Here is a 17242-nt window from a genome sequence, read left to right on the forward strand (position 1 = left end):
TCTCTATGTGAGCATCTGATGGCGGAGTGTATTCATAATGGGCCGCGCTGGCCGACAATCGACTGTCGGCGGCGAGGAGCCTACGCCGGGGGGAGCTCGCTCGGCCTGGCGGACAGCCCGCGGAGCAACGCGGCGCTGGACGGAGTCAACCCGACCAGGCTCACCTCGATGCCTCGCTCGCGGTACTTCTCCCGAACGTCGTCGAGCGCGGCGACCGCGGCCGAGTCGAGCACCTCCGCCTGGGAGAGGTCCACCACCACACGGCGCGGGTCACGCGCGGGGTCGAACGCGCCCACCAGATCGTTCGTCGAGGCGAAGAACAGCGAACCGCGGACCGCGTAGATCCGTTCGCTGCCCTCCGGGTCGAGCACACTGGTGACCACCGTGAGCCGCGAGGCGCGCTGGGCGAACAGCAGCGACGAGAGCACGACGCCGACCACCACGCCATACGCGAGGTTGTGCGTCGGGACGACAACCGCCACCGTCGCGATCATGACCAGGGTCTCCGCGCGCGGCATCCGTCGCAGGGTGGCCGGTGCGATACTGCGCCACTCGAAGGTCATCACGGCGACCAGCATCATCACCGTGGCCAGGGCGGACATCGGGATGTGCCGGACGAGGTCGCGAAGCGGCACGACCAGCAGCAGCAGGAACCCGCCCGCGGCGAACGTGGAGAGCCGTCCGCGTCCGCCCGCGTTGACGTTGACGATGGTCTGGCCGATCATCGCGCAGCCGCCCATCCCGCCGAAGAACCCGTTGACGACGTTCGCGACGCCCAGCCCCCAGGTCTCCCGGTTCGGGTTGTGCGTGGTGGCGGTCATCCGGTCGACGATCTGCGCGGTCAGCAGCGTCTCGAGCAGCCCGACGGCCGTGAGCGCCAGCACGTACGGGGCGATGATCCGCAGCGTCTGCCAGTCCATGGGCACGTCCGGCAGGCCCGGGCGGGGCAGGGACGACGGGAGCCGACCCTCGTCTCCCACCGTCGGCACCGAGATGTGGAAGCAGACCGTCACGAACGTGAGAATCGCCACCGCGACCAACGGCGCCGGGACCGCGCGGGTCAGGCGCGGCACCGTGAGCAGGATCGCCAGACCTGCGGCGACCAGCACATACACCTGCCAGGAGCGACCGACGACATGCGGGAGCTGCGCGGTGAAGATCAGGATGGCCAAGGCGTTGACGAAGCCGAGCATCACGGTGCGCGGGATGAACCGCATCAGCCGCGCCACCCCGGCGAGCCCCAGCACGAACATCAGCAGCCCGACGCCGACCGTGGTCGCGAGCAGGTAGTTCACGCCGTGCTCCCGGACGAGGGGCGCGGCGACCAGCGCCATCGAACCCGCCGCCGCCGAGATCATCGCCGGCCGCCCGCCGGTGAAGGCGATCACCACGGAGAGGGTGAAGGACGCGAACAGCCCGACCCGCGGATCGACGCCCGCCACGACCGAGAACGAGATCGTCTCCGGGATCAACGCGAGCGCGGTCACCAGGCCCGCGAGCAGCTCCACCCGGAGGTGACGTAGCTGCCGCCGGCGCGAGGCGGGTCCGCCATCAGCGGCCAGGCCCTCTCGTCCCCGCAGGAGGGCATGCCAGCGGGTGCCAGGAGCGCTGGTGCCGGCGCCGGCCTCGGCGCCGGCATGGTCGGAAACGTCGGTCATGCGGCGAACGTCATCGGCTGTGAACCTCGTGACTCAGGATCGGCAACGGCCTCGGTGTCGGGCTCCCGACATCCGGCGCGCCCGAACTCGCAGGTCGGAGCCCGAAATATCAGACTTGACGATACAAAGGCGGCAACTCGGGCGCCTTTATGCCCGGGGGGCGCCGAGCCGGACGAGGATTTCCTGCATCTGGTCGATCTCGATCGACTGGTTCAGCACCATGGCCCGAGCCAGGTCGCGGGTGCGGTCCCGCTGGGCGTGCTGGGCCGCGTACTGGGCCATCGCCAGCCCGCCCCGGTGATGGTTGATCATCAGGTCGAGGAACAGGACGTCCAGGCTGTGGCCCCGCAGCGTGGCAAGCTGCCGCAGCTGCGCGGGCGTCGCCATCCCGGGCATCCGCGCGGTGTTCTCGGCCGCTGTGCCGCTGGAGGACGCTGTGCCGCTGGAGGACCCTGTGCCGCCGGACGACGTGCCAGTCATGTCCATGCCGGGCATGTCGTGCGAGGCCGCGGTGCCGGAGCCGGTCCCGCCCATCCAGCGCATGGGAGCGCCGGTGGCGGTCTGGGCGCGTCCCCAGCCCGACAGCCAGTCCGACATGACGCCGATCTCCCGCTGCTGCGTGAGCGCGACGTCCTGCGCGATGCTGCGGGTCGTCGCGTCCGAGCCGCGATCGAACTCGAGCATCGCCATCTGGACGGCCTGTGCGTGATGTTCGGACATGTCCCGCGCGAATCCGACGTCGACCGAGTTCTCCCCCGGCGCACGGTCGAACAGGTCGCCGATCGCGGCGCCCGCCGCGAGCAGTGCCACGACCAGCACGAGGACGACCGGCGTCCACAACAGCGCCGACCACTTTCGTCGGCGTCTCGTCTCACCAGGCGAGCTCGGGCCGGGTGCGTCGGCGTCGTGTTCACCCATGGGGCGCTCGTCGACGCCTGCCTCTGAGGTGGCGGCCGAGGCGGGCAGATCGACCTCGGCGCGCGAGTCTGTGTCGCTCATCGTTCGTCAAGTCTGACGTAGGTGCGGGCTTTGTGCGCGCCACCCCCGCCCCACGTCTCGGATCCGCGTCGCGCGGGGCGGCCGCACGGCCGCCGATCAGCCGTACAGATGCGAGTTGAACACGAAGGTGCGCTTGCCGACCTGGACGCGGGTGCCGGGAACCAGGGGAGCCGGCTGGTGTGGATTGAGCGGTGTCCAGACGGTCGCCTCCGGCGGCGCGATGTAGGTGCCGTTCGCCGACCCCTGATCAGTGATCACAGCGTCCCAGCCATTGAGCGTGACGATGGCATGGACCCGGGAGATCGCACTCTCCCCGTCCTCGACCGGCAGAGCGCGGGCCGTGCCGGCCCGGACCGAGTCGTCGCGGTCCGGCTGACGGCCGATGACCAGGTCCATGTCGACGGTGAGGGTCATCCCGTCGTCGAAGACGAGAATGCCCACCGGGGGCCGTGGGCCCCACACCGTGCGTCCGGCCTGTTGCGCGAGGGACTGCCCGCACTCGGCGCAGTAGGGGGCCTGCGGGTGGTTGAAGTGGCCGTTCGAGCACAGCACGCCCTCGACCTGGGGCTGGGAGGCGTTCGGCAGCATCGTCGGCGCCTCGTCGTCCTCGATGAGGTCCGAGACGGTGAAGGTCTGCCCGGGTAGCTGGGTCAGCGCATCGTGCTCGTCGTCGGTGAGGTCGTCGCCGAGGCCCTCGCTGAGTTCGTCGTCGGTTCGCCCGCCGAGAACGCCGGCACCGTGCCCGTGCCCGCCGACTCCGTGCCCGCCGACTCCGTGCCCGCCGACTCCGTGCCCACCGTGCCCTTGGCCGGCATGGTCCCTGCCGGGATGTCCCGGGCCGCCGCCGGCGTGGCCGTTCGGGCCGGACTCGACGCCGATGTGGCCGTGCGCCTCGCCGCCGAAGACATCCCGGCCGGCACGTTCGGCGGCTGGGTCCTCGTCGAGCTCGTCGAGGTCGGCCGCCTGGGTCGGCTCCGCGGCGGCGCGGCGACGGTGGGCTTCCTCCTCCTCGCTGAGCAGGGGCGTGAGCGCCGGCGGCGTGGTGTGCGCGGGATCCGGGACCCGGACGCCGGGACTGGGGATGGGCGCCGCGCCGGTCATCGGCTCGCGCATCGGGTCGAAGGCGGCGAGCATGCGATCCGCGGACGTCTTCGAGATCGGCATCGCCGGGGCGTCGCTGAGCACCAGGCTCACGCCGAGCCCCGCAACGGTGCCCAGACGAAGGTCCAGCGGGAACCCGAGGTCGCCGACGCCGCCGGCGAAGCCACCGGGGCCCACCAGCCCGCTCGGGCCGACGTCGATCCGGCTGCATTCGGTGGGTAGCAGGCGATCAACCCAGGTGGCCGAGTCGACACCGGACAGGGTCACGGCGGACGGACCGCTCGCGATCACGTCCATCGCACCGTGAATGAGGGCGGCGACACGTTCGTTGACGGTGGTCAGCAGGCTGAAGTCGGGTACCCGTTCGGGGTCGGTGTCGGCCAGGACGCCGGCGACCCGGCGCACGAGGCGCCGGCCCATGGTCGCGGCCGACGCGCCCACCTCGGCGGCCACCTCGGCGCACAGCGCGAGTAGCCGACCGGTGATCTCCGCGGTCTCGGGCTGGCCGACCCGGGCGACGACCAGCGCGCCGGGCAGGCGTACGACCACCCCGGTCCGGTCGGTGCGCCCGGACTCGACGACCACCCGGAAATGGTCCAGACCCGCCATGACTCGCCCCTCGTCCCCACGTTCCACGCCACGCGGCGATCATCGCCACCGGCCAGCCGACCTGCCCCGGCGCCGATTGCGGTCACCAGCCGGCCATCGCCTATCCTCGCCGCACTCGGGCCGACGAGGCCTGCGGATGTGCCGATGTGGTCCTGTCGTGCTGGCGACCGATCCGGCTCCGGTCGGGTCAGACTTCTATCCTGCCGTGCCGCATGACCGGGCGGTACGGGGATGGCCGGACCAGTCCGTGCGCGTTCGTGCTCAGGCCAGTGCCCGGTCGAGGTTGATCGCGGCGCTGATCAGCGCGAGATGGGTGAAAGCCTGCGGGAAGTTGCCGAGGGCCTCCCCGGACGGGCCGATCTCCTCGGCGTACAGGCCGACGTGGTTGGCGTAGGTGAGCATTTTCTCAAAGACCAGCCGGGCGTCGTCGACCCGGCCGGCGCGGGTCAGCGCCTCCACGTACCAGAACGAGCACAGGTTGAACGTGCCCTCGTCGCCGGTCAGGCCGTCGCTGCCATCGGCGGCGTAGCGGCGGACCAGACTGTCGCTGACCAGGTCCTCGCCGAAGCGGTCCAGCGTCGAGAGGAACCTCGGATCGGTCGGGCCGGAGAACTTCACCAGCGGCATGCACAGCAGCGACGCATCGAGGCGCGGCGAGCCGGGGAACTCCATGTAGGCGCCGCGGGTCGGATTCCACGCCTCGTTCTGCACGAACCGGTACGCCTGCCCGGCGAGGTCCTTCCAGTCGTTCGTCGGGCCGGGCAGCCCGCGCTGACGGGAGATCCGGCAGGCCCGCTCGAAGGCCACCCAGGTCATCAGCGCCGAGTAGGTGAACCGCTGCCGTCCACCGCGGGTCTCCCAGATGCCCTCGTCGGGGGAATCCCAGTGTTTGGCGAGCCAGTCGAGCTGGCGGCCGAGCGCCTCCCACAGCCCGAACGAGATCGGGACCCGCTTGTTGTACAGGTACACCGAGTCCATCAGCTCGCCGTAGATGTCGAGCTGGAGCTGTTCGGCGGCGGCGTTGCCGATCCGCACCGGCTTCGAGCCGCGGTAGCCGGAAAGATGATCGAGGACGATCTCGTCCAGGTGGGCATTGCCGTCCACGCTGTACAGGACGTACAGCCCGGACTCCTTCGGCGCCTCGTGGCAGCGCTGCTCCAGCCAGTCCATGAACGCCGCCGACTCGTCGGTGAAGCCGAGCGCCATCAGGGCGTACGTGGTGAACGCGGCGTCACGGATCCAGGTGTAGCGGTAGTCCCAGTTGCGCACCCCGCCGAGCTCCTCGGGCAGCGAGGTGGTCGGCGCGGCCACGAGCGCCCCGGTCGGCCGGTAGACGAGCAGCTTGAGGACCAGCGCGCTGCGCAGCACCATCTCCCGCCAGCGGCCGTGGTAGCGACCGCGGCGGATCCACGACTGCCAGTACTTCAGCGTCCGGTTGAACAGCGCGTCCGCCTCGCCGGCGACCAGCGGCCGGATGGCGGCGTTCCACTCCAGGACGATGTCCGCCGTCTCGCCCATGGCCAGGTCGAACTCGGTGTGCACGGCCGTTCCATCGACGCGCAGCGGCAGCGACGTGCGCAGCACCAGCGTCCCCTTGGACGACTCGAACACCGCCCCCGAACCTGGCACCAGGGTGACCGTGTGCGCCGCCCGGCCGTAGTCGAACCGGGGGTCGCAACGCAGCCGGAACGATGCCGTTCCCCGCACGGCGCGGGCCTGCCGGACGATGACGTGCGGCGTCTCGGTGACATCGCTGTCCATCGGCACCATGAAGTCGACGACCTCGCCCACCGCGCGGGGCGCGAGGAACCGGGTCATCAGCACGTTCGAGTCAGGCAGGTACAGCTGCTTGGCCCGTGACTGCGGACAGTGGATGCGGAACGACCCACCGCGGTCGGCGTCGAGCAGGCTCGCGAAGACCGACGGCGCATCGAAGCGCTGCGGGCAGTACCAGTCGATCGTGCCGTCCGTGGCGACCAGCGCCACGGTACGCAGGTCGCCGATGACCGCGTGCTCCTCGATGGGCGGGTAGTCGGTGTGGGGCATTCAAGGGCTCCGCGAGGCGTGAGGGGGCAAACAGGCGAGAGGCAGAGCAGGTAGGGCAGGCAGAGCAGGTAGGGCAGGCAGGGCAGGGCGGACGCCGAAGGCGGCGTCAGGGCGGTTTGCGGGACGACCACGCGACGGTAACTCGCGCACAGCACCGTCGCCCATGCCTGGCGGTAAACCGTACGACCGGGCCAAACCGCGATGTGAACCCACGGTTACGACAGTCGGGTGGACGTCGGTTCATGGCCCGTCGGCAGTGGTCACCGGCCCGCGTGACGCTGTGATGCCAGACACGCCCGCAGGTGGCTGCCGGCATTGCCGGGATCACCCTTCCCACTCCCGTGGGGGTCTGGCCGCGCGGCCCCTCAGGTGGGGCACCTACGATCACGCCATGGGTGCCCACCTCCAGACCGCCGAGGACGGTCTCGCCGCGTTGGTGATGTTCGCCCGAGGGGATCGGGTCTTCCCGATCGACGATCTCGGTGGCGGCGTCTGGTCACGGCGTGGCACCGTGCTCGCGGTCCATCCCGCCGGCCGGCGGGCGCCTACTGACCAGACCGGTCCGGTGCGGGTCGAGGCGTTCGCCGCCGCGGCGTTGCCGATCAGCGCGCGGGCGACCGTGCTGTGGGACGACGGCAGTGCCGAGGTGCTCGACGAGGCCCAGCTCTGCCTCGTCTACGACCAGGAGGCTCCCGTCGGCGTCCGGGTCGTCACCTTGCCGATGGCCGAGCCGGTGGACGTCGTCCAGCACGGTGGGCATGTCGTGCTCATCCTGCGCGACGGCCTGCTGGCCCCCGCGGTCGTCGACTCGCTGCGGGACAAGCTCCGCCGGGTCCGCGCCGCCCTGACCCCCGGGCGGCCGGACGAGTCCAGCGCCGCCGAGCGCCGTCGCCGCGACCTTGACCTGCTCAATGCCCTGATCGCCCAACTCACCGGCGGCTCCGCGAACCGCGGCTGATCCGATCCCGCCCGGCAGCGTTCACCCTCGCGCCCGACGGCCACACGCCCGACGGCGAAGCGGCCGCCGGGCGCGAGGGACGGCAGTGCGAGAGACAGTGGTGCGAGAGAGACAGTGGTGCGAGAAACCCTGCTCAGGAGGTGGAGTACGGCCCGGGGCGCACGCCGGGGCCGTAGGCGTTGCCGTTCATGCCGGCCCGCGGCTGCTCGGTCATCGCCTGGCTGACCTTCGACGCGATCGCCTCGGTGAGCCGGATCGCCTGGGTCAGCGACAGGTTCAGGACGATCTCGCTGTCGTCGGTCATCGCAAAGCGTACCGACACATCCGCCATGGTTTTTCCTCCCGGTGTGGTCCCTCCCGGCATCCGGCTCCGGTGATCGGAGGTCGCAGGGAGCTCCGTACGCGGACACGGTCCGTCGCACGGCCTTGGTCGTGGTGACCGACTCACCATCCCCGATGGCGCCCACGGGGTGCGCGACACCCCCCCTGTCCGGGGCGGCACCCGCCGCCGAAGGGCCACCACGCACTGGCCCTCTGTAGCAGAGATGTGACCACATGATCGCATAGAACGAGCCGTCCGGCCCCCACGGTGACGGATTGGTGTCAATTGGTGGCGCGAAGTGTTAAGCGGGCGAGGTGTCCGAATTCTGTGAGACAGCGCACACTGGTGGGAGTGCGCCGGTCCGGATCAGATCCACCCGGGGAACCACATCCGCGCCCGCCAGGAGGAGTACGGGATCACCTGGGCCGCCAGGATCGGATAGAAGTACGCGAACAGCAACACCACGGTGATCGTGTACAGGCCGACGGAGAGCGCGCCGACGAGCCGCCGGGTGTCCGAGGCCTCCCGGTGGCCGAGCGCGAGACCGGCGAGACCGGTGATGCCCAGGATCATGAAGGGCAGGCACGGCAGGGCGTAGAAGAAGAACATCGTGCGGGCCGGGAAGAGCAGCCAGGGCAGGAAAGCCGATCCGAACCCGACGAGCACCAGCGCGGCGCGCCAGTCCCGCCGGACCACCCACCAGGCGAACACGCCGATGAGGCTCGCGGTACCGACCCACCACACCGCCGGGTTGCCGAGCGCCAGCACCTCACGGGAACAGCCGGACGGATCGTGGCAGCCGGACGTCCCATAGGCGGGGGAGGAGTAGTAGTACGCGACCGGCCGGGCCATGACCAGCCAGCTCATCGGGTGCGACGCGAAGGCGTGCCCCTGGTGCAGGCCCTCGTGGAACTTCAGGACCTCCATCTGGTACGTCCACCAGCCGTGCCAGGTCGCGACGAAGCCGTGGCCGTACCTGGTCCGGTCCCACCCGCCGTCGGTGACGAACCAGCCGGTCCAGGTGGCGAGGAAGACGATGACCGGGACGACGATGAAGGCGACGAGCCAGCCGGGCAGGTCGCGCCGCAGCGCCCCGAGCACCGGCCGGCGGGCGCCACCGGTGCGCCGGGCGCCGATGTCCCAGGCGAGGGCCAGCGCCGACAGCCCGATGATCGAGTAGGCCGCGCTCCACTTGACGCCCATCGACAGGCCCAGCGCCACCCCGCAGGCCAGCCGCCACGGCCGGATCCCCAGCCGGGGACCGTAGAGCTCGGCCAGCCACTGCCCGCGGTGCTCGGATGTCGCTGGTGGAGACTCCGCCCGCGGACCGGAACCGGGGGTGACGCGGTCGGCGAGCCCGGCCCGCCCATGATCTCGGTCGAGCAGCAGACAGGCGACCGCCACGACGATCCCCGTCATGAGGAAGATGTCGAGGATGCCGATGCGGCTCTGGACGAACTCCAGGCCATCCATGGCCAGCAGAAGGCCGGCGAAGCACCCGAGCAGGGTGGACCGGAACATCCGGCGGGCCGCGCGGGCGAGCACCAGCACCGCCAGGGTGCCGAACAACGCCGAAGCGAAGCGCCAGCCGAGCTCCGGATCGCCGTGCGGCACCCCGTTGCAGCTCGTGTAGCCGAACAGCCCCTCGGACGCCGCCATCAGCCACTTCCCGAACGGCGGATGGACGACGTACGCCGGGCCGGTGCACGTCGTCGAGTCGATCTCGTAGCCGGCCTTGAGCAGGCCGAGGGCGTCCTTGGTGTAGTAGACCTCGTCGAAGTACACCCCGCGGGGCCCCGTGAGGTGCCAGAACCGCAGGACTCCGGCGAGCACCGCCACCGACAGGCAGGCAATCCACCCCGAGAGCGGGTTACCCGGCATCGGCGGGCACAGCCGGTCGCGCAGGCTGGATCCTGGCTCTCGCACAGCGCCAGAATCGCCCACGGCGGACGAGGACGTGCGCTCCACGCGTCCGCTCACACTCCGGGGCACGGGGGCCGTAGTCGCCGTCACACCGCTCAGGGTAGGTCCTGTTGCCTGCGACACTGGTCGGGTGTCCGGGACCCTGGTGCTGTGCGGTGCGCCCATCGGTGACGTGCGCGATGCGAGCCCACGTCTGAGTGAGATTCTCGCCACAGCGGATGTGGTCGCGGCGGAGGACACGCGCCGGGTGCTGCGCCTGGCGGCTGGGCTGGGCGTCACCATCTCGGGTCGGATCGTGTCCTGTTATGACGCGGTGGAGGGCGCCCGAGCGGCCCAGATCACCGAACATCTACGCCACGGCGCCACGGTCGCGCTGGTGACCGATGCCGGAATGCCGGCCGTCTCCGATCCGGGCTTCCGGGTGGTCGCCGCCGCGGTCGCCGCGGGGATGACCGTCACCGTCGTGCCGGGACCGTCCGCGGTGACCGCCGCGCTCGCAGTCAGCGGCCTGCCGTCCGACCGCTGGACCTTCGAGGGTTTCCTGCCGCGCCGCGGCGCGGACCGGCGCGCCCGGCTGCGGGAGTTGCGTGACGAACTCCGCACCATGGTGTTCCTGGACAGTCCGCACCGGCTTGAGGCGGGCCTGCGTGACCTGGTCGCCGCGTTCGGCCCCGACCGGGCGGCGGTCCTGTGCCGGGAGCTGACGAAGACGCACCAGGAGATCGTCCGTGGGGACCTGGCCGCCCTGCTGAGCTGGGCCACCGACGGCCGGGTCATCCGCGGCGAGTTCACCCTGGTCCTTGCCGGCGCCGTCCGCCGTCCGCCGCCCACGGTCATCACCACGCCCGGCGGAGCCGACGTCGGGGTGGAAGGCGTCGGGGTGGAGAGCGTCGGAGTGGAGGGCGTCGAGGGCACAGCCGGGACGGTCCGGGCCGAGGAACTGGCCGCGGACGTCGAGCGGCGGGCCGCGGCGGGGATGTCCCGCAAGGAGGCCCGCCGTGCGGTCGCGGCCCGGTACGGGCTGTCTCGCAACGACGTCTACGCCGCCGAGCTCGCCGCCCGCCCGGGGCGTTCCGGTCGGCCACAGCCCTGAGCGTGTCCCCAGCGCCCGGGGTCGTCCGGCGCGGGCCCGCGGCTCAGCAGCCGCGTTGGAGGAGGAGGGCCTTGCCCATCGCCGCCCACTCGTAGGCGATCATGTACGGCCACATGGCGCGGGGCGGATGGACGCCGATCATCCGGGCCTGGCCGTCGTAGCAGCGGCTCAGCCGGAGTCGAGCTCGAGTGGTCTGGGTCGTGGCGGTGATCACGATCACGGAGTGCCAGCCTCGCTGGGCGGCAGCCGCGGCCAGCCAGCGTGACTCGCCGCGGGTGGTGAGCGGGTCGGGCGCGAAACAGATCACCTCCACGCCCATGAGCCCGCTGGGGCAGGGATCGTCGGCGGTCGGCGTGGAGACGGCCAGGACCGGTGCGTAGCCCGCGCGCGCCAAGGCGACGGCGCGTTCGATCCGCCCCGGACTTCCGGCGAACATCACGATCGCGTCAGCCGGTGCGGGCCGATCCTGGTGCGGCAGGACGAACAGCCGCACCGTCGCCACCGCAACGGCGATCGCCATGGCGCCCACGGCGCCCACCAAGGCAGGCCGCCGCCAGCGCCCAGCACGCCGCGGTCGCCCTGCTCGCGAGGCCAGCCCCGGCTGCTGGCCCACCCCCTGCTCCACGGGACCGGGGTCAGCCCCGGGTCTAGGGCGGGGGAATTCCCCTGTTCCGGGGTGCCGCTGCGACACACCTGACAACTCCGGCCCCGAAGACGACGGCCCCGAAGACGACGGCCCCGAAGACGGCCCCGAAGACGACGGTGTCGCGCCGTCGGAAGGTCCCGCCGTCGTCATGGCTCCTCCCGCGCGTGTGTCCCGGACAGCTCCGAGAGTGATCACGGCGGGCCGTCCCAGCCTGGCGTCGCCTCGGTCGATCGTCCACCGTCAGGGCCCCACCATGAGGGACCCCACCACCGACACCGAGCCAATCACGGCACGTCCCGCGCGGTTCAGCCGGGCACGGCCCGCGGGAACGCGGTGGGGGCGCGAGTGATCAGTCGCGGATGGGTGAACGTGGCGCGGGCGACGTCCCGTGGCCAGACCGTGAAGGACGACCCGTCCTGCCACTGCACGATCGGGATCTGATGGCCGACCTGCAGACCCGTCGCCTCGTCCAATCGGAACCGCCCGAGCAGGGTGGTGGTGTCGATGCCACGGGCGGCGGCGAGCACCGAGGTGTCCTGGATGCCGCCGCAGAACCGGATCGCCCGGCCCAGGATCAGGCCGGTGACGTACGCCCAGGCGGCGGTCTCCGTCGGCGCGGCACCGTGCAGGGCGGTGTAGTCGGCGGTGAACTCCCGCGCCGTCGGGCCGGTCGAGGTAGGGCGCGTGCTCTCCGGCAGCCAGCTGCCGGGCGCGAGTAGCCGTTCCCGCAGGTCACCGAGGCTCGCGGTGGCCTGTGCGCTGACCGCGGTGGAGAACGCCGCCGCTCGCCAGGGCCGGCGCAGCAGGATGTTCGCCGCGGCCAGCTCGTCGTCCGGAGCCGCATGGACGATCAGGATGTCGCCGGGAGGCAGCCGGCTCGCCGCCTGCGTGGCCCGGCCGGGGGGGAAGACGTGTGAGGTGACCTCGAATGCCTGGCCGGCGGCCGCCGCCCGGGTCAGCGAGGTGATCTCGACCGCGGTGTCCCCGGACGCCAGCAGCACGACCTTGCGCGCCCTCCGGTCGGTTGCCCGGACCAGGGACAGGACGCCGCGCGGCCAGGTGGACGTGGCCGCGGCGATGTTGACGACGTTGGGGAAGGCCTGGCGGACGAACCGGGTGGACGGCGCGCCGGTGTTGAACACCACCCGGTGCGTCGCCGCGCATGCCGCCAGGGCTGCCCGGTGCCCGTAGGGTCCGAGCAGGGCGTCTGGCTGGGCGGCGGTGGCCGCGCGCATCGCCGCGGCGGGGTCGGGATAGGCGTCGTACGCGGCGAGATTCACCTCGTCCCAGGGCGCGGGCAGGCGCTCGTCGCGTGCCCAGAGCGTGACACCGCGCAGCCCGGCGAGCCCCTGGGCGGCATCCGGCCCGGTCAGGGGGGTGACGAGGGCAACGGTCAGTGGCGTCGTCATCGGCGGGAATCCCTGCAGTCGTTCACCCGATAAGCGTCCCATGTCCGTTTGGGGAATTGCGCGGGACGGCGGATGCTCCCCGTAGAATTTCCTGATACCGCGGGGACGGTCCCGGTGCGGAAGGGTGGTGCGCAAGGTGGCGCGAAACTCCGGCCGGACCGGTGATCCACCACCGTCACCCGACCCCCTTCCGGTTGCGGTCGCAGACAGCCACTGCCATCTGGACCTTATGGACACCGAGGTCGAAGCTGCCCTCGCCGCGGCGACCGCCGTCGGCGTCACCCGGGCGGTGACCGTCGGTGTCGACCTGCTGACCAGTCGCTGGCAGGTGGAAATCGCGCAGGCTCATCCTCAGCTCTACGCCGCTGTGGCCATCCACCCCAACGAGGCAGCCCGGGGCGTGAGCGAGGAAACGTTTCGGGCTGTCACCGAGCTAGCCCGTAGGGACAAGGTCCGGGCGGTGGGGGAAACCGGTCTGGACTACTTCCGCACCCCGCCCGAAGGCCACGCCCACCAGCAGGAGAGCTTCCGCCGGCACATCGCGATCGCCAAGGAGACCGGCCGTGCTCTGATGATCCACGACCGGGAGGCGCACGAGGACACGCTGCGCATCCTCGCCGAGGAGGGGGCCCCGCGGACCGTCGTCTTCCACGCCTTCTCCGGCGACGCGGCCATGGCCAAGGTCTGCGCGGACGCCGGGTACGTGATGTCCTTCGCCGGGAACGTGACGTTCAAGAACGCGGCGAACCTGCGCGAGGCGGCCATGGTCGCTCCGCCCGAGCTGCTGCTGGTCGAGACCGACGCCCCGTTCCTCACCCCCGTGCCGTGGCGGGGCCGTCCCGGTGGCCCATACCTCCTTCCGTTGACGCTGCGGGTGCTCGCCGCGACGCGCGGGGTGGGTGTCGCCGAGCTCGGGGCGGCCATCGCCGCCAACGCCGAGCGGGTGTTCGGGCCCTGGTAGACCTCGTGGCTCCCGGTGCCCAGGCGGCCGGCGGGTTTCCGGCCGACGGGCTGCTCGCCCCGGCGGACCTGCGGGCGTTGGCGCACGCACTCGACCTGCGTCCGACGAAACGCCGTGGGCAGAACTTCCTCGTCGATGCGAACACCGTGCGTCGCCTCGTCCGCCTGGCCGCCATCCGCCCCGGCGATTCGGTCCTTGAGATCGGCCCCGGCCTGGGCTCGCTGACCCTCGGGCTGATCGGCGCCGTCGGCCCCGCGCCCGGTCCCGCGGGACCGCTGGGAACCGTCGTCGCCGTCGAGGTGGATCCGGCGCTCGCCGCCGCGCTGCCGGCGACGGTGGCTGCCCGGCTGCCACCGCACATCGCCGGCGGCCTGCGGGTGGTGCATGCCGATGGTCTGCGGATCGCCCCGGTGGACCTGCCCGGCGATCTCCCGGCGGGCCCGCCGACGGTGCTCGCCGCGAACCTCCCTTACAACATCGCCGTGCCGCTGCTGCTCGGGCTGCTCGAACGGTTCCCGTCGTTGCGGCGCGGCCTGGTCATGGTGCAGGCGGAGGTCGCCGATCGGCTCACCGCGTCCCCTGGCGGGCGGGTGTACGGCGCGCCGAGCGTGAAACTGGCCTGGTACGCGCACAGCCGCCCGGCTGGTGGGGTGCCACGGCCGGTTTTCTGGCCGCAGCCGAACGTCGACTCCGGGCTGGTCGCGTTCACCCGCCGCGAGTCACCGCCAGGACCGCCCGACCTGCGGGCGGAGGTGTTCGCCGCGGTCGACGCCGCGTTCGCCCAGCGCCGCAAGACCTTGCGGACCGCCCTGGCCGGATGGGCCGGCTCCGCGGCCGCTGCGACGTCCGTCGCCCAGGCCGCCGGCGTCGACCCGGGAGCCCGCGGTGAGACGCTGGACGTCGACGCCTACTGCCGCCTCGCCCTCGCTCGTCGCCGGAGAGAGAGTTGACGGTCAGCCGGCGGAGATGCCGATGGCGTGACGGACGCCGGCAAGCACCGGTCGGGCGCGGTCGCGGGCGCGTTCGGCACCGTCGGCGAGAATGGCGTCAAGATCGCTGCCCGGAGCGATCAGGTCGTCGTGACGATCGCGCAGTGGGGACAACCAGGTGTTCAGCGTCTCGTAGAGCGCGTTCTTCAGCTCGCCCCATCCGGTGCCGCCTGCCTCGAGGCGGGCTCGCATGTCCTTGATCTCTTCGGGGCTGGCGAAGTTCTCGTACAGGGCGAAGGCGGCGCAGGCGTCCGGGTTCTTGGGTTCCTCGACCGGGGTGCTGTCGCTCACGATGCCGCGGACAAGCTTGCGCAACTGCTTTTCCGGTGCGAACAGCGGAATCGTGTTGCGGTAGGACTTGCTCATCTTGCGGCCGTCCGTGCCGGGTAGCGTCTTCGCGGATGCGCCTTCGGGATAGCGGCCCGCCGGGATTTTCAGGGCGAAACCGTCCCCATACAGATGATTGTATGATCCGGCGATGTCGGCGGCGTATTCCACGTGCTGGGACTGGTCCAGACCGACCGGCACGACATCCGTGTTCATGATGAGGATGTCGACCGCCATCAGGATGGGGTAGTTGAACAGACCCATGCTGATGCCGGCGTCGAGATCCTTCGATCCGCTCTCGGCATTGCGGTCGCGGGCGGCCTTGTAGGCGTGGGCCCGGTTCATCAGGCCCTTCGCGGTCACGCAGGACAGCACCCAGCTGAGTTCGAAGGTCTCGGGGACGTCGGACTGCCGATAGAAGATCGTCTTCGCGGGGTCGAGGCCGAGTGTGATCCAGGCCGCCGCCACCGAGCGGGTGTAACGAGCCAACTCCTCGTGGTCACGAACTGAGGTCAGGGCGTGATAGTCGGCGATGAAGTAGATCGACTCGTAGGTCTCGGTGAGTTCCAGCGACGGCCGGATCGCCCCGATGTAGTTCCCAAGATGCGGCTCGCCCGTCGGTTTGATGCCGGTGAGTGACACCTTCGGCTGTTCCACTGCCATGGCAGGGCAGTCTACGGAGCCACCGGCCTCGACCCGCCGTGGGCATCACCGGCGTCAGGCATCACCGGCGTCAGGCATCGCCGCCGAACAGGCCGGTGACCGAGCCGTCCTCGAAGACGGCCTTGATCGCGGCGGCGAGCAGCGGCGCGATCGACAGTTCGGTGATCTTGTCGATGCGGGCCTCGCTCGACAGCGGCAGCGTGTTGGTGAGCACGACCTCGCTGATCTCGGAGTTCTTCAGCCGGTCGGCCGCTGGGCCGGACAGGACCCCGTGGGTGGCCGCGGCGATGACGTTCGCGGCGCCATGCGCCCGCAGCGACTCGGCGGCCTTGGTGATCGTGCCGGCCGTGTCGATCATGTCGTCGACGATGACGCAGGTCCGGCCGCGGACCTCGCCGACCACATCGAACATCTTGACCTGGTTCGGGACATCCGGGTCGCGTCGCTTGTGGATGATTGCCAGCGGACAGCCGAGCCGGTCGGTCCACCGCTCGGCGACCCGGACTCTCCCGGAGTCGGGCGCGACGACGGTGACCTCCGAGGTGTCGAGTTTGTTCTCGATGTAGTCGGCCAGCAGCGGGAGCGCGAACAGATGGTCCACGGGGCCGTCGAAGAAACCCTGGATCTGCGCGGTGTGCAGGTCCACGGACATCAGCCGGTGGGCGCCGGCGGTCTTGAACAGGTCGGCGACGAGCCGGGCGGAGATCGGTTCCCGGCCGCGATGCTTCTTGTCCTGGCGGGCGTACGGGTAGAAGGGCGCGACCACGGTGATCCGCTTGGCGCTGGCCCGCTTCAGCGCGTCCACCATGATCAATTGCTCCATCAGCCAGGTGTTGACCGGGGCGGAGTGGCACTGCAGGACGAACGCGTCGCAGCCGCGCACCGATTCGGAGAACCGGACGAAGATCTCTCCACTGGCGAACTCGTAGGCGTTCGTCGGTACCGGTTCGACGTCCAGTTCAGCAGCGACCTCCGCGGCCAGGGCCGGATGTGAGCGTCCCGCGAACAGCATCAGATTGCGCCGGTTCTCGGTCTGGTAGGCCACCACGTTCTCCTCGGGCGCGCAGGACGGCAGATGCGGTACGAAATCGAAGGCTGGTACGAAAGGCATCGCGGGACCGGGCGCTGCGCCGCAGGACCTGGCGCCCGGCGCCGGCCCCCGGGTCCCGGGTCCCGGGGCCCGGGGCCCGGGGCGACCAGTGTGGCCCGGCGCTGGTCGGAGGGTTGGGTCAGACGGCTCTACGTTCTGCTTCCCGCTCCCGGAACGCCAGTGATGCCGGCCGCGCTCGGCTGGTTGTGCGTGATGTCACCGGATTCGCGCCGTGGATGCCCCGGCCTTCAGGTCGGGGAGGAGACGGCGCCCCACGCTGGAACACATACTCGGATCCTTTCGGTAGAATGATGCCATGTCCCGCTACCGGCTTTATCCGACCGCCGATCAGGCGGCCGTGATGGGCGGGCATTGCGGGCATGCACGCTATGTGTGGAACCTGGCCGTGGAACAGCAGTCGTGGTGGAGTTCTCGCCGTGGGCCGGCG

Annotated in this window: 15 protein-coding genes; 5 read left to right on the top strand and 10 right to left on the bottom strand. The window is 71.1% G+C overall.

Translation table 11 applies throughout. The features are described 5' to 3' along the window. Positions 1-80: 80 nt before the first annotated feature. The 4 genes from MXD95_RS12910 to MXD95_RS12925 all read right to left on the bottom strand — a co-directional run bounded on the left by MXD95_RS12910 (position 81) and on the right by MXD95_RS12925 (position 6413). Entirely contained in the window at positions 81-1658 is a 1578-nt protein-coding gene (locus MXD95_RS12910) for a SulP family inorganic anion transporter (protein WP_250640841.1), read from the bottom strand. 147 nt (positions 1659-1805) lie between these two features. Next, the gene (locus MXD95_RS12915; protein WP_250640842.1) at positions 1806-2657 is read right to left on the bottom strand and encodes a DUF305 domain-containing protein; all 852 of its coding nucleotides are present in this window, start codon (positions 2655-2657) and stop codon (positions 1806-1808) included. A 96-nt stretch (positions 2658-2753) separates the two neighbouring features. Further along, on the bottom strand, positions 2754-4367 hold the full coding sequence (locus MXD95_RS12920) for an FHA domain-containing protein (protein ID WP_250640843.1): 1614 nt from the start codon (positions 4365-4367) through the stop codon (positions 2754-2756). A 261-nt stretch (positions 4368-4628) separates the two neighbouring features. Continuing rightward, complete coding sequence (locus MXD95_RS12925; protein WP_250640844.1) at positions 4629-6413, bottom strand: glycoside hydrolase family 15 protein; 1785 nt, start codon at positions 6411-6413, stop codon at positions 4629-4631. 391 nt (positions 6414-6804) lie between these two features. Between MXD95_RS12925 and MXD95_RS12930 the strand changes: the two genes are divergently transcribed. Continuing rightward, on the top strand, positions 6805-7371 hold the full coding sequence (locus MXD95_RS12930) for a hypothetical protein (protein ID WP_250640845.1): 567 nt from the start codon (positions 6805-6807) through the stop codon (positions 7369-7371). A gap of 133 nt (positions 7372-7504) precedes the next feature. Here the strand turns inward: MXD95_RS12930 and MXD95_RS12935 are convergent, their stop codons facing one another. Further along, positions 7505-7702 carry a hypothetical protein gene (locus tag MXD95_RS12935; protein ID WP_006541195.1) on the bottom strand — a complete coding sequence of 66 codons (198 nt, stop codon included), beginning with the start codon at positions 7700-7702 and terminating at the stop codon, positions 7505-7507. A gap of 357 nt (positions 7703-8059) precedes the next feature. Beyond that, positions 8060-9574, bottom strand: coding sequence for a dolichyl-phosphate-mannose--protein mannosyltransferase (locus MXD95_RS12940; protein ID WP_251078290.1), 1515 nt, complete (start codon positions 9572-9574; stop codon positions 8060-8062). 172 nt (positions 9575-9746) lie between these two features. Here MXD95_RS12940 and rsmI point away from each other — a divergent pair, with 172 nt between their 5' ends. Next, positions 9747-10709 (top strand): 16S rRNA (cytidine(1402)-2'-O)-methyltransferase, encoded by a 963-nt coding sequence (gene rsmI, locus MXD95_RS12945; protein WP_250640847.1) that lies wholly within the window; start codon positions 9747-9749, stop codon positions 10707-10709. 43 nt (positions 10710-10752) lie between these two features. Here rsmI and MXD95_RS12950 read toward each other — a convergent pair whose 3' ends face one another. Together MXD95_RS12950 and MXD95_RS12955 are read right to left on the bottom strand one after the other, a co-directional pair. Then, entirely contained in the window at positions 10753-11229 is a 477-nt protein-coding gene (locus tag MXD95_RS12950) for an ElyC/SanA/YdcF family protein (RefSeq protein WP_374122018.1), read from the bottom strand. Positions 11230-11660: 431 nt separating this feature from the next. Further along, complete coding sequence (locus MXD95_RS12955) at positions 11661-12764, bottom strand: type 1 periplasmic-binding domain-containing protein (protein WP_250640849.1); 1104 nt, start codon at positions 12762-12764, stop codon at positions 11661-11663. A gap of 136 nt (positions 12765-12900) precedes the next feature. On the opposite strand from MXD95_RS12955, the gene MXD95_RS12960 reads away from it, so the two are divergent. After that, the gene (locus MXD95_RS12960; RefSeq protein WP_250640850.1) at positions 12901-13725 is read left to right on the top strand and encodes a TatD family hydrolase; all 825 of its coding nucleotides are present in this window, start codon (positions 12901-12903) and stop codon (positions 13723-13725) included. A 5-nt stretch (positions 13726-13730) separates the two neighbouring features. Beyond that, complete coding sequence (gene rsmA, locus MXD95_RS12965) at positions 13731-14675, top strand: 16S rRNA (adenine(1518)-N(6)/adenine(1519)-N(6))-dimethyltransferase RsmA (protein WP_374122019.1); 945 nt, start codon at positions 13731-13733, stop codon at positions 14673-14675. 3 nt (positions 14676-14678) lie between these two features. Here rsmA and MXD95_RS12970 read toward each other — a convergent pair whose 3' ends face one another. Both MXD95_RS12970 and MXD95_RS12975 read right to left on the bottom strand, forming a co-directional pair. After that, complete coding sequence (locus MXD95_RS12970) at positions 14679-15704, bottom strand: tryptophan--tRNA ligase (protein WP_250640851.1); 1026 nt, start codon at positions 15702-15704, stop codon at positions 14679-14681. 70 nt (positions 15705-15774) lie between these two features. Then, a complete protein-coding gene (locus MXD95_RS12975; protein WP_308301487.1) occupies positions 15775-16749 on the bottom strand; it encodes a ribose-phosphate diphosphokinase in 975 nt (324 codons plus the stop codon). 361 nt (positions 16750-17110) lie between these two features. Here MXD95_RS12975 and MXD95_RS12980 point away from each other — a divergent pair. Continuing rightward, a partial coding sequence (locus MXD95_RS12980) for a helix-turn-helix domain-containing protein (RefSeq protein ID WP_250640855.1) occupies positions 17111-17242 on the top strand: 132 nt, incomplete at its 3' end.

Source organism: Frankia sp. AiPa1 (genome assembly GCF_023243075.1).
In the GTDB taxonomy this organism is placed as follows: domain Bacteria; phylum Actinomycetota; class Actinomycetes; order Frankiales; family Frankiaceae; genus Frankia.